This window comes from Shinella pollutisoli (assembly GCF_024609765.1).
Lineage (GTDB): Bacteria > Pseudomonadota > Alphaproteobacteria > Rhizobiales > Rhizobiaceae > Shinella > Shinella pollutisoli.
Genome location: NZ_JANFDG010000003.1, coordinates 247,411 through 259,684, shown reverse-complemented (window position 1 = coordinate 259,684; position 12,274 = coordinate 247,411). Strand labels below are relative to the sequence as shown.

The 12,274-nt window shown below is 66.7% G+C and carries 13 protein-coding genes; 7 read left to right on the top strand and 6 right to left on the bottom strand.

Features of this window, described 5'->3' with window-relative positions; all coding sequences use genetic code 11:
* The first annotated feature begins 70 nt into the window (after positions 1-70).
* Both NNZ72_RS04025 and NNZ72_RS04020 read left to right on the top strand, forming a co-directional pair.
* Complete coding sequence (locus NNZ72_RS04025) at positions 71-1,960, top strand: thiamine pyrophosphate-dependent enzyme (protein WP_257313069.1); 1,890 nt, start codon at positions 71-73, stop codon at positions 1,958-1,960.
* A 10-nt stretch (positions 1,961-1,970) separates the two neighbouring features.
* Positions 1,971-3,413: an NAD-dependent succinate-semialdehyde dehydrogenase gene (locus NNZ72_RS04020; RefSeq protein ID WP_257313067.1), complete on the top strand. Its 1,443-nt coding sequence runs from the start codon at positions 1,971-1,973 to the stop codon at positions 3,411-3,413.
* 67 nt (positions 3,414-3,480) lie between these two features.
* Here NNZ72_RS04020 and NNZ72_RS04015 read toward each other — a convergent pair whose 3' ends face one another.
* Positions 3,481-4,266 carry an IclR family transcriptional regulator gene (locus tag NNZ72_RS04015; RefSeq protein WP_257313065.1) on the bottom strand — a complete coding sequence of 262 codons (786 nt, stop codon included), beginning with the start codon at positions 4,264-4,266 and terminating at the stop codon, positions 3,481-3,483.
* 253 nt (positions 4,267-4,519) lie between these two features.
* Here NNZ72_RS04015 and NNZ72_RS04010 point away from each other — a divergent pair, with 253 nt between their 5' ends.
* Genes NNZ72_RS04010 through NNZ72_RS03990 form a run of 5 tightly spaced genes read left to right on the top strand, consistent with a single transcriptional unit; the run spans position 4,520 to position 7,341 of the window.
* On the top strand, positions 4,520-5,053 hold the full coding sequence (locus tag NNZ72_RS04010; protein WP_257313062.1) for a VOC family protein: 534 nt from the start codon (positions 4,520-4,522) through the stop codon (positions 5,051-5,053).
* 46 nt (positions 5,054-5,099) lie between these two features.
* Positions 5,100-5,741, top strand: a complete 642-nt coding sequence (locus tag NNZ72_RS04005; protein ID WP_257313059.1) for a ThuA domain-containing protein — start codon at positions 5,100-5,102, stop codon at positions 5,739-5,741.
* Between the two features lie 47 nt (positions 5,742-5,788).
* Complete coding sequence (locus NNZ72_RS04000) at positions 5,789-6,271, top strand: VOC family protein (RefSeq protein WP_257313057.1); 483 nt, start codon at positions 5,789-5,791, stop codon at positions 6,269-6,271.
* A 58-nt stretch (positions 6,272-6,329) separates the two neighbouring features.
* Positions 6,330-6,725 carry a VOC family protein gene (locus tag NNZ72_RS03995; protein ID WP_257313054.1) on the top strand — a complete coding sequence of 132 codons (396 nt, stop codon included), beginning with the start codon at positions 6,330-6,332 and terminating at the stop codon, positions 6,723-6,725.
* A complete protein-coding gene (locus NNZ72_RS03990; protein ID WP_257313049.1) occupies positions 6,718-7,341 on the top strand; it encodes a 4-carboxy-4-hydroxy-2-oxoadipate aldolase/oxaloacetate decarboxylase in 624 nt (207 codons plus the stop codon). The genes NNZ72_RS03995 and NNZ72_RS03990 overlap by 8 nt, the downstream gene beginning before the upstream one ends.
* Before the next feature lie 64 nt (positions 7,342-7,405).
* On the opposite strand, the gene NNZ72_RS03985 is transcribed toward NNZ72_RS03990, so the two are convergent.
* The 5 genes from NNZ72_RS03985 to NNZ72_RS03965 form a co-directional block, all read right to left on the bottom strand.
* Positions 7,406-8,677, bottom strand: a complete 1,272-nt coding sequence (locus NNZ72_RS03985) for an NAD(P)/FAD-dependent oxidoreductase (protein ID WP_257313045.1) — start codon at positions 8,675-8,677, stop codon at positions 7,406-7,408.
* Between the two features lie 248 nt (positions 8,678-8,925).
* Complete coding sequence (locus NNZ72_RS03980) at positions 8,926-10,335, bottom strand: amidase (RefSeq protein WP_257313042.1); 1,410 nt, start codon at positions 10,333-10,335, stop codon at positions 8,926-8,928.
* Positions 10,328-10,495 carry a hypothetical protein gene (locus NNZ72_RS03975; protein WP_257313039.1) on the bottom strand — a complete coding sequence of 56 codons (168 nt, stop codon included), beginning with the start codon at positions 10,493-10,495 and terminating at the stop codon, positions 10,328-10,330. Before NNZ72_RS03975 ends, NNZ72_RS03980 begins: the two co-directional genes overlap by 8 nt.
* A 58-nt stretch (positions 10,496-10,553) precedes the next feature.
* Positions 10,554-11,390, bottom strand: a complete 837-nt coding sequence (locus NNZ72_RS03970; RefSeq protein WP_257313036.1) for a transporter substrate-binding domain-containing protein — start codon at positions 11,388-11,390, stop codon at positions 10,554-10,556.
* Between the two features lie 110 nt (positions 11,391-11,500).
* The gene (locus NNZ72_RS03965; protein ID WP_257313033.1) at positions 11,501-12,274 is read right to left on the bottom strand and encodes an amino acid ABC transporter ATP-binding protein; all 774 of its coding nucleotides are present in this window, start codon (positions 12,272-12,274) and stop codon (positions 11,501-11,503) included.

The following is a 12,274-nucleotide window of genomic DNA, read 5'->3' as shown; positions in this document are numbered from 1 at the left end:
ATTGTTATGTATGAACAATCACATTCGAGCACCTTCCGGGTGCTGCCGGGCAGGAAGGAGCTTGATTGCGATGGGGACGACCGAGGACATGATCAGGGTGGAAGCACGCGCACGCGCGATAGCGAAGGCGGGGAGCGTTCAGGACGCGATCGAGACCGGGGCGCTGGAGCCGGTCGTCGCGCTTTCGGTCTCGGAGGCCCTGGTCATCGGCCTGCTCAATCAGGGGGTACGGAAATACCTGGCCGTCTTCGGCCACGGTTCGACCGCATTCGGCGAGGTGCTGCGCGTTTACGAGCAGGCCGGCGTCGTCCGCACCTTCGCGTTTCACAACGAGGTGGCGATGGCCCATGCGGCGAGCGCCTTGCGCTGGCAGTACGGAGAGGTCGCAGCCCTCGTGACGTCGATCGGGCCGGGCGCCTTGCAGGCGATGGCGGGTTCGCTGACCGCGATCACCAACCATGTCGGCCTCTACCATATCTACGGGGACGAGACGACGTTCGGCGAGGGACACAACCTGCAGCAGATCCCGAAGAACGAGCAGGCCGTGTTCAGCCGCATGACGGCGCTGATGGGCGAGTCCTATCTCCTCCACACGCCGGAAGCCATGCGGGACATGCTCAAGCGCGGCTCGGCGCGGGTCAACCATCCCTACCGCCCCGGACCGTTCTACATCCATCTGCCGATGAACGTTCAGCCGGTCGGGATCGAGAGCTTCAACCTGAAAGCCCTGCCGGCGAAGGTCTCGACGAGAATCGGCGGCGCCCATCCCTCCGCATTGTCTCCGGCCACCGACCTGATCTCGCGCTACAAGCGCATCGTCATCAAGGCCGGCGGCGGCGCGCGATCGTACGGCAAGGAACTGCAGCGGCTTGCCGAGGCCATCGGCGCAGCGGTGGTCGTCGCACCCGTCAGCCACGGCCTCATCGCCGATGACCACGATCACAACATGCTGCTGGGTGGCGGCAAGGGCAGCATCTCGGGCAACTTCGCGATGGCGAATGCCGACCTCGTCATCCTGGCCGGGTCGCGCGGCGTGTGCCAGTCGGACTGCTCGGGGCTCGGATACGAGAAGGCCGAAGCGGTCATCAATATCAATGCGAACCCCGACGACGCCGTCCACTACAACAAGACGGTGCCCCTGGTCGGGGATATCGGCCTCGTGGCGGACGAGCTGGCCGCGGCCTGCGAGCCGCTGCGCCTCGCGCAGGACCCGGACCGGAGGGCATGGCTCGAGCAATGCACGCAGAAGAAGCGCGAATGGAAAGCCCGTCTCGATTCGCTGGTCGCAGCACCTGCCGTCCCCGATGCCCGCTGGGAGCGGCCCGTGCTGACCCAGGCGGCCGCGATCAAGGCCGTCATCGATTTCGCCGGCGAGCACGCCCTGCCGAAATTCTTCGATGCGGGCGACGTGCAGTCCAATGCGATGCAGCTTTGCGCCGATCCGCACATCGGCCTGACGTTCACCGATGGCGGCGCCTCCTACATGGGCTTCGCGGCCAGCGCGCTGATCGCCAGCGGCATCGCCGACGACCCCCGCTACGGCATTGCCGTCACCGGCGACGGATCGTTCTGGATGAACCCGCAGGTGCTGATCAACGCCGCCGAGCATCGCGCACGGGGATGCCTCGTCGTTCTCGACAACCGGCGGATGGGAGCGATCAGCTCCCTGCAGGTCGCGCAGTACGGCCGCGACTTCAGGACGGCCGACGACGTGGTCGAGGTGGACTACCTCGCCATGGCGCGGGCCGTGGCGGGCGTCAGGGCGATTGCCGGCGGCGACAGCGTGGCCGGCATACGCGCAGCGCTCCTCGACGCCATCGCCCATCCCGGCCTCACGGTGGTGCACGTCCCCGTCGTGTGGGACCGGGACGGCACGGGCAATGTCGGCTCCTTCGGCCGCTGGAACGTCGGCAGCTGGTGCGAGGCCGTGCAGCGCGATTACCTGGCTCAGGATCTGTGAGGCGCATACCATGTGGAACCGCGAATATCCCGATCCGCAGCATTTCATCGCCGGCGCCTGGCAGCCCGGCGCCGCGGGCGACCGGCACGAGATCGTCGACCCGGCGTCCGGCGAGGTGATCGCGCGCCTTTCCGGCGTCAGCCCTGCCCAGGTTGAGGAGGCGATCGAAGCCGCCGGCTCCGCCTTCCACGCCTGGTCCGCCGTCCCGGCCTGGGAGCGGGCCGAGACGCTGTCGCGGGCGGCGACCATATTGCGCCAGCGCACGGACACGATCGCGCGATGGATGACCCTCGAGCAGGGCAAGCCGCTCGCCGAATCCAGAGCGGAGGTGCACGCCGCCGCGGATGTGTTCGTCTGGGCCGCGGAGGAGTGCAAGCGCACCTATGGCCGGCTGATACCCTCGCGGGTGAAAGGGGTGCGGCAGTTCACCGAGTTCGAGCCGGTGGGGCCGTCCGCCCTCTTCGCACCGTGGAACTTCCCGCTGATCCTGCCGACACGCAAGGTCGCGACGGCGCTCGCGGCGGGATGCACGGCCGTCCTGAAACCCGCCGAACAGACACCGGCCAGCGCGATGGCGCTGGTGCTGGCATGCCTGGAGGCGGGCGTCCCCGCAGGCGCGCTGAACCTGCTGACGGGAGATGCGCCGCCGATTTCGCAAGCGCTGCTGCAAAGCCGCGTCATCCGGAAGGTCTCGCTGACCGGGTCCGTGGCTGTCGGCCGGCAGGTGGCGCGGCTTGCCGGCGAGCATCTGAAGAAATGCACGCTGGAGCTCGGGGGGCATGCGCCCGTCATCATACTCGACGATTGCGACCTGGAGCATGCGGTCGCAACGCTGGTGAGGACGAAGTTCCGCAATGCCGGGCAGGTCTGCGTTTCTCCCACGCGCCTGCTCGTTCAGCAGGGGATCGCCCGGCAATTCACCGAACGCTTTGTCGCCGCCGCCGCCCGGCTTGCGGTCGGCCCCGGCCTGGACGAGGCGACGCAAATGGGGCCTCTCGCGACGGCGCGCAGACGTGAGGCCGTCGACGCGATGGTCCGCGATGCGCAAGCGAAGGGCGGAAGGCTGCTGACCGGAGGGGTCGTTCCCGAAGGCTCCGGCTTCTTCTATCCCCCGACCGTGATCGCGGATACCCCGGTCACGGCCTCGGCCTTGCGTGACGAGCCGTTCGGCCCGGTCGCGCTTCTATCGACGTTCACGGATGTCGACGACGCCGTCGCCGAAGCCAACCGTCTGCCGCTGGGCCTTGCTGCCTATCTCTTCACGACCGACCTGAAGCACGCGCGCGACCTGTCCGCCGGGATCCGTTCGGGCATGGTCGGCATCAACCACGTGGCGTTCGGCCTGCCCGAAACGCCGATGTGCGGTGTCCGCGACAGCGGTTACGGCCATGAGGGCGGCAGCGAGGGGATCCGCGAATATCTGGTGACGAAATTTGTCAACGAGTACTGCTGAGAGACGCGCATGCCGAATTCGCCCGCGCGGGCCGCAGCGCGCCGATGCGGCGCGGCCCGGGCCCGCATCACTCGAGGATCCGGTCGTCGATGCTCTTCAATGCCGAGATGATCTTCTCGAAACGGCCGGCCTCGCCGCTGACCAGCGCCGTCACGGAGGTCACGCCCACCGACGCCACGGCTTCGCCCCGCGCATTGAACAGGGGGCGGGCGACGCAGGTCAGCCCCTCGTGAAGCTCGCTGGCGTCGATGGCATAGCCGCGCTCCCTCGTCAGCGCGAGATCGATACGCAGCGCGTCCCGGCTCGTGATCGTATTCTTCGTGAACGCAACGAGGTCCATGCCCTCGATGATCCGGTCCTGCCGGTCCTGAGGCAGAAACGCCAGGATGGCCTTGCCCGCCGCCGAACTGTGCATCGGCTCGAACGCACCGATCTGATGGCGGATGGTCACGAGCGAGGCCGACAGCGCGAAATCGGCGAGCAGCACGCGGTTGTTGATGAAAAGCCCGAGATGGGCGGTTTGCTGGACCGAATCGGCCAGCTCCTGCAGGCGCTCGTGAAACGAGTTGATCAGCCTGGTCTTCTCGCGCAGCCGCGATGCCCAATAGTAGAGCCGCCCGCCGACATCGTATTCCTTGGTGACGGCATCCTTGCGCAGGAAGCCCTTGCTTTCCAGCGTCTGGAGGAAACGGAAGGCCGATGCCCGGTCGATGTCAAATCGCCGGATGATGTCGGACAGCTTGAGAGGCGTGGATGAATCGATGATCTCGTCGAGTATCGCCAATCCCTTCTCCAGGGTTTTGATGTTGCCGGAGGCGGGCTTGCGGTCTGGCTCGTCAACGGGCTCAGTCATTTTCGTTCTCATAGTATGTGTTTGATATTTCGACAATCTCTATTGGAATCGGCGCCGATTGTCAAACACGACTTACAGATTCGATGCTGCCCGGACGCGGAAAGCACTGGCTACGCTGATGAATCGGCCTTCGCGCCGACCGGTTTCCAAATGGACCGCCGACTGCAGTTTTTTCTTTTAAAACAAAAATTATTGAGTATATAGATCTAAGTACCATAATACGCCACCGAACCGGCTGCGAGGGGGAGCGACGATGCGGACCTATGAGGAATTGATCGAGGCCAATAGACGGCGGCGCATCCACCAGCTCGCATTCGTGACGAGCGACCTCAGACGATCGATGACGGCGTGGGTCGAAACGCTGGGGATCGGCCCCTGGGAGGTCTATTCCTTCAATCAGGACAACGTCTCCGAACTCAGGGTCGGCGGCAGGGTGATCTCCGAGCCGTTCTCGTTTCTCGTGGCGTTCACCACGGTCGGCGACATGCAGTTCGAGATCATCCAGCCGATTTCCGGCCCCACGATCTATCAGGACTACATTGACCGCCGCGGCGAGGGCTTTCACCACGTCAAGGAGAAGATCGACGACGCGCAAATGGAGCGGACGCTGGCGGACTATGCCGGTATCGGCATCGGCGTGATGCAGGCGGGCGTCCTCGACGCCGACACGCACGTCTTTCTGGATAGCGAAAGGGCCGTGGATTTCATCTACGAGCTCGGCAACTGCGCGGTTCTCAGCAACTCGGGCGAGCGCATCGAGGTGTTCCCCTCTCCGTCGGCCGCATGAACGGAAAGGTCCGCAGGACGCGCGATCGCGCAAAACGAGGTTCATCATGAAGAAGACCATCATCATTTCGGGCGGCTATACGCCGCACCGCCCGTTCGAGGCAGCCGGGAAGGTCAAGGCCATGCTCGAGGCCGTCGGCCACGAGGTGGACCTGTTCGACGACCTGTCGGCGTACGATCGGCTCGATCTTTCGGCTTACGATCTGATCGTACCGAACTGGACGCTGGGAGAGATGAGCGTCGAAACCTCCAGGAAGCTGTGGCAGGCGGTTGCGTCGGGCACGGGGCTCGGCGGCTTTCACGGCGGCATGGTCGACGGCTTTCGCGGGAACGAGCGCTTCCGTTTCATCGTCGGCGGCGCCTATGCGGCCGAACCCGGCGGCATCCGCGACTACCGCGTCCGGGTGACCGGGCGCGACGATCCCGTCATGGAAGGGATCGAGGATTTCGATCATCGATCCGAGCAGTATTACCTGCATGTGGATCCTGCCGTGCAGGTGCTGGCCGAGACCACGTTCTCCGCGACCCCCTATCCGTGGCTGGAGGGCGTCAGGATGCCGACCGTCTGGAAAAAGCGCTTCGGAGAGGGACGCGTATTCTTCAGCGCGCTCGGGCACGTTCCCGAAGAGCTGGATCACCCGTCGGTTCGCAGCATCCTGACCAGAGGGTTGGCCTGGGCCGCGCGGTGACGCGCGGTCGTCGACGTCATCGAATATCACATGGAGGACCAGCAGTCATGATCGCCACCAACGCGGGTGTCCGTTTCAACCACGTCAGCATACCGGCGAAGGATTTCGACGCCTCGGAAACCTTCTACCGCGAGGTCCTGGGCTGCGAGCGGATCGCCGCGCCGAACTTCGGCTTTCCCGTATGCTGGCTGCGGCTTGGCGACGTGCAGCTCCATCTCCAGAAGGTCGGGCCCGACGCGGGGGTCCTGACCTACCAGCATTTCGCCGTGACGGCGGAAGACTTCGTCTCGGTCTATCGCGCCCTGCTCGATCGCGACGCCTTCGAACAGGGCACGCGCTATGCCGACGTATGGCTGCTTCCGTCGGGAGAGCTGCAGATGTTTGCACGCGACCCGTCGGGCAATCTCTTCGAGATCAATCACCCAGATGCTTCCCGTGTCGATCTCTCGGCATTCGTCCGCGCTCCCCGGCGTCTTTCCGATGAGGTCGCGCAGGCCCCGCAGCACGCCGGCGCCACGCTTTTCCTCTAGGCCCGAACCGGAACGCGCGAGGACGGCGTTGCCGGCTGCTCGTGCAGAAAGTATCGACGTGAATTCCGACGACATCAAACTGGTGAATCTGGCGTTCCGCGTGCCCCGCGTGGAGGCGGCCGGGGCTTATGCCGACGCGGTACCGGGCTGGTCGAAGACCGCACTGCACGACATCGACGGGGTGCCCTTCATGGAAGCCCGGCTTGGCGACGTGCGGATCAATTTCTTCGAGAACGCTGTCTACGACGAAGCGCCGGAAAGCGCCCCGCCCGGCTTCCTGCATGCCAGCTTCGCCGTCGCCGACCTCGAGGGCTTTCTTTCCGACGTGCACTGGCGCGCGCATCTGACCTGGGGACCGGCCGAGATACGCGGCGGTTTCGGCCGCAGGCGGATCGCCTTTTTTGAGCCCTTTCCCGGATGCCGGATCGAACTGATGGAGGAAATCGATGATTGACGCGGAGAAGCTCGAAATCTTCAGACGGGCCGGCGCTGCCACGGTGCACGAAGCCTACGGCCGGAAGGGCGACCTCGCCCCCGGCCTGCGTGCCATGACCGGCGGGATCTGCATTGCGGGGACGGCCTTCACCGCCGTATGCGAGAGGGGCGACAATCTCGCGATCCATCGGGCGGTCGCCGAGGCCGGCAGCGACGACGTGCTCGTCGTGTGCGGACATGGGGAACTGGTCGGCTATCTCGGCGACATATTGGCGGAGGCCGCGCTCTCGCGCGGCATCGCGGGGGCGGTCATAGACGGCGGGTGCCGCGACATAGCCGAACTGCGGCGCATGCGGTTTCCCGTCTGGGCCCGCGACCTTGCCATCCGCGGTGCAACGAAGATCCGGCCCGGATCCTTGTCGAAGCCGATCTGGGTCGGCAGCGTCGGCGTTGCGCCGGGCGACCTCGTCGTCGCCGACGACGACGGCGTGTGCGTCGTGTCCGCCACGGACGTCGACCGGGTTCTCGAAGCGACGCTGAGCCGGCTTGCCCAGGAAGAGATCATCCGGGAGAAGCTGCGCGACGGCCACCTGACGCTCGACCTGCTGAACCTGCGTGATCACGCGGCAAGCTAGCAAACGGTGCGGATTGATCCATGCGCGGCGAGATTGCGGTTCCCGTGCGACGCGACACGAATAATTAGCCGGAGAAACGCCTGAGCGAAAAGGGGCGGATGTCGGAAGCGGGCTCTCGTTTACCGATCAGGCTCGTCACGATGTGCGCGGTCATGGGCGCGGCGGCCAGGCCGACGTGGCCGTGGCCGAAGGCGTGGAGGATGTCCGGCGAGAGAGAAGAACGATCCATCACCGGCAGGCCGTCCGGCGTGGAGGGCCGGTGCCCCATCCATCGCGTTATCCCGCAGGCCTGCAGCGCGTCGCGCATCGAGGGATACGTGGCGGCGGCGTGCTTCAGCAACAGGTCGGCGCGTCGCCAGTCCGGCGAGGCGCGAACCGGGGCGATCTCGACCTGTCCCGCGATCCTCAACCCCGCACGCGTGGGCGTGTTGGCCGATTTGCTGTCGCTCGTCATGACGGGAATGGAGGGCCCCGAATGCAAGCCTCCGATCACGGCGTGGTATCCCCGCTCGCTGCACAGCGGCACGTTGTCCCCGCACAAGCGCGCCAGCCTGCGCGAGCCGATCCCCGCGCAGATCACCGCCGCGTCGCAGTCGACCATGCCCTTGCTTGTCTCGACGCCTCTCAGACGTCCTTTCGCGACGGAGAAGCCCGTCGCGGCCGCCGTCACGAGCTGCCCGCCGCCGGCAAGGACATGGTCCTTGATCGAGGCGACATATGCGCCGGGATCGACGCAATGGGCGCCTTCGGCGACGAGCGCTCCGAAATCGTAGCCCGGGCCCAGCGCCGGCTCGACGGCGCGCAGCGCCGCACCCTCGTATTCCGTCCAGCGCACGCCGTTCTGCCGCCTCAGGCGCCAGGAGAGCCCGTCCGATGCGAAGGCGCTGCGATCGGGATAGACATAGAGCAGCCCGCGGGAGGCGATCAGCTCCGGCTGCCCGATCCTTGCGGCAAGCGCGCGGTGCCGCGCCGGGGCGTCGGACAGCAGGGAGGCGAGCGCCTTCGCGGTGCGCTCCACCCGCGCTTCGGTGAAACCGGAGAGGAGGAAGCGCACCAGCCAGGGCAGCATGGCGGGAAGGTACGGCCAGCGGATCGTCAGGGGACCGGTCGGATCGAGCAGATAGCCCGGCACCTTCTTCCAGAGGCCCGGCACGGACATGGGCACGACGGAGGCGGGGCTTATCCAGGCGCCGTTCCCGAAGCTGGCCGCCTGTTCTCCGCCGACGGGGCCGGGTTCTATGATCGTGACGCGGTACGTCTCCGCCGAGAGCGCGGCGGCGACGCACGCTCCGACGATGCCGCTGCCGATAACCGCTATGTGCCTGTCCGCCGTCATGTCACCGATCCCGTTCCTGCGAGGATTTGCGCGCCCCGCCGGATCGCGCGATCCCGCGCAGGGCGGCGGAGCTGGCATCGTCCATGCGCCGGCCGTCCGCACTCCCGGACCCTCTTCCCCCCGATCGGGAGGGGTCGCATTCCTGGCATGGGGATGTTCAAGGGCTTCTCCGGAAAACGCATGAGCCGAGGGTCTCCGCACGCGGCGACGCGTGCAGCTGGCGGGAAAGAAAAACGGGCGGGCGTAGGCTAGCCGGGCATCATGCGCGCCGTCTCCGGTCGCGCGGCCCGGCAGGGCGTCAGGTCGAAGGCGATGTGCTGTTCCAGTCCCTCCGCTATGTCGAACAGGGCGGCTTCGCTGCCCCGGGGGCCGAGGATCTGCATGCCGATCGGCAGGCCCGTGCCGGAAAGGCCGCAGGGCAGCGTTATCGCCGGCAGATCCAGGAAATTGGCGAGGATGTTGATGTTCGGCTCGCCCAGGAAATAGAAGCGGTCGACCGCCGTCAGCTTGCCCGGCGGGTTCATCGAGACGGGCAGCGCGATGAAGCCGACCGTGTCGAAAAGCCCGAGGACGGCATCGTGCAGCTCCTCGCGCAGCGAGAGGGCCGCGAGATAGTCGTCGAACCCGATCGATTCCCCGGCGAGCGTCCGGGTCCGGAACACGGTGCCGTAGTCCCCGTACCGGGCGCGGACCGCGCCGGCGTGATTTGCGGCGACCTCCGCCATCATGGCGACGGAGGCGGCGGCGTGGATCAGTTCCAGCGACGGGAGCCGGACCTGCCTGATGGTGCCGCCGCCGGCTTCCACCAGCATGCCGAGGCGATCGTAGGCCGCACCTGTCTCGGGATGGAGCCGGCTTTCCAGCGCCCAGGAGACGGTCGCCAGGCCGAGGCGGATGCCCGAGAAGTCGCCGGCTGCGGGATTGCCGCCGGCGCCCGCGGTGCGGGACGGCCCGGTCCGCTGCGCGATGCAATCGTAGACCGTCCGGCAGTCGCGCGCGTTGCGGGCCATCGGCCCGACATAGTCCATGGTGACGCTCAGGGGGCGGACGCCGCGCCTGGAGATGCTGCCGGAGCCGGGCTTCAGGCCGACCACGCCGCAATGGGCGCTCGGCGAGCGGATCGAGCCGGCCGTGTCGGTGCCGATCGAGGCAAGGCAAAGGCCGGCGGCGATCGCCACGCCCGATCCGCTCGACGAGCCTCCCGGGAAATATTCGGGGTTCCAGGGGTTTCTGGCCGGCGGGAAGGGCAGGTCGAAGGACGGTCCGCCGAAGGCGAATTCGTGGCAGTTGGCCTTGCCGATGACGATGGCGTCGCCGGCGCGGAGACGGGCGACGACCTCGGCGTCGCGGGCCGGCACCGTTCCGAGCGACGATCGCGAACAGGCCGTCGTCGGAACGGCTTCGACGTCGATGATGTCCTTTATCGAGAGGGGCACGCCGGCGAGAGCGCCGAGGGCGTCCCCGCGCGCCGCCTTGGCGTCGACGGCGCGGGCCTGGGCGAGCGCGCTCTCGTGGTCGACGAATGTGTAGGCGGCGAGGGCCGCCTGCTTCGCGTCGATGCGATCGAGATAGTACCGGGTCGCCTCGACGGCGGAAAGCCGGCGCGCGGATATCGCCTCCCGCAGCTCCCGGATCGTCAGGGCACCGACGTCATTCATGGCGGCCGTCCCCGCCCTGCGACGGGCCCCGCGCATCCGCGCACGCCTGCCGCACGAGATCGACCATCGCCCGCAGGAGGCGGCGTCCGCGTTCGAGCTCGACCCTCTCTTCGTCGGTGGTGTCCGGGGGCAGCTCCGCCGGGTGATGAGGCTTTGTCATGCAGGCGTCCTGGATTGGGCTTCGCGGCGGCCGCCCTTCGGCGGCCGCCGGCCTTGGGCTAGAGGTCGAGGCCTTCCGGAATGGTGGAGGCGGAAACGCCGATCGCTTCCATGTTCCTGATCACCATCTCGCGGATGCCGCCGATGTTCTTCTGGTAGTTGATCCAGACGTTGATGAAGTCCCGCCAGGTCGCCCTGTCCTCGCGGCGGAAGCCGCCGTTGGTGGAGGCGCCGTAGGAGGGCTGCGGAACGACGAGCTTGCCGAGCTGCGGGTTCTTCTGCACCATCGTCAGGGCAAGGAAGATGTCCACGATCTGGCAGTCGGCCCGGCCTGCCTGGACGGCCGCGACGCCTTCGTCCACGGACTTGAAGCGCATGACGTTGGCGTTCGGGCAAAGGCGGGTGACGATCTGGTCGTGGGACGAGCCGACGTCGACGGCGATCGTCACCGAGGGATCGTTGAGGTCGACCCAGTTGACGCCCTCGAACCCGTTCTTGCGGATCATCGCGAAGGCGCTCATGAAGAGGGAGTTGCAGAAGTCGACCACGAGCGCGCGCTTCGGCGTCGGCGACATGCCGAAGAAGAGATCGATCTTGTCGGCCTCCAGGTCGAGAACGGCGTTGCCCCAGGTCGTCTCGACGATCTTCAGCTGCGCGTCGAAGGTGGCGGCGATGTCCCTGGCGAAATCGATGCAGAAACCCTTCCACTCGCCGCTGGAAAGATCCTTGTAGGTGAAGGGCGCGCCGCCCGCCACGGCCCCCATGCGAAGTTCCTTCGTGCGGGCGACCCGGTCCATCACGCCTTCCTTGCCGCCGTCCTGCGCCGCGGCCGCGGCCGGCACCGCGAGGGTCGACAGGGCAAGCCCCGCCGTCAGGAGTTCTCGTCGATTGGTCATGCTCATTGTTCCACTTGCTCCCACTCTTCAGCTTCTTACGGTTGGCGGCCGCTGGCCGCATGCAGGCGATGTCCGTCGTTGGCGGCGCCCGCCCTGCATTCTGTCTGCGCCTACGCGCTGTCCTTGCGATGGAAATGGGCCAGGAAGGCGCGGGTGGCGGGGTTCTGCGGCTCGTCTATGACGAGATTGGCAGGCCCTTCCTCGACGATCACGCCGTCGCGCATGAAGATCACCTTGTCCGCGACCTCCCGGGCGAAGGCCATTTCGTGGGTGACGATGACCATGGTCATGCCGTCATGCGCCAGTGAACGCATCACCGCCAGCACTTCGCCGACGAGCTCGGGGTCCAATGCGGAGGTCGCCTCGTCGAAGAGCATGACTTCCGGCTGCATGGCGAGGGCGCGGGCGATGGCGACGCGCTGCTTCTGGCCGCCGGAAAGCCGGCTCGGAAAGTCGCGCGCCTTGTCGGGCAGGCCCACCTTGGTCAAAAGTTCCATGGCGAGCGCCTCGGCCTGGGCCTTCGGCATCCGGCGCACGGTCATCGGGGCCTCGGTGATGTTGCCGATGACGCTCAGATGGGGAAACAGGTTGAAATGCTGGAAGACCATGCCCGTATTGGCGCGGAACCCCGCGAGCTTGTACTTGGAGAGGGGCGAGGTGCCGGGACCGAAGGAGAAGCGGTTCTCCCCGATGCGGATGCTTCCCCGGTCGGGGGTGACGAGCAGGTTGAGGCAGCGCAGCAGGGTCGACTTTCCCGACCCCGACGGGCCGATCAGCGCGACCACGCCGCCGGGCTCGACGGTGAGGTTGATGTCCCGCAGGACATGCAGGGGGCCGAAACTCTTGCGCAGGCCGCTGACTTCGATCTTCGGTTCAATGGCCAT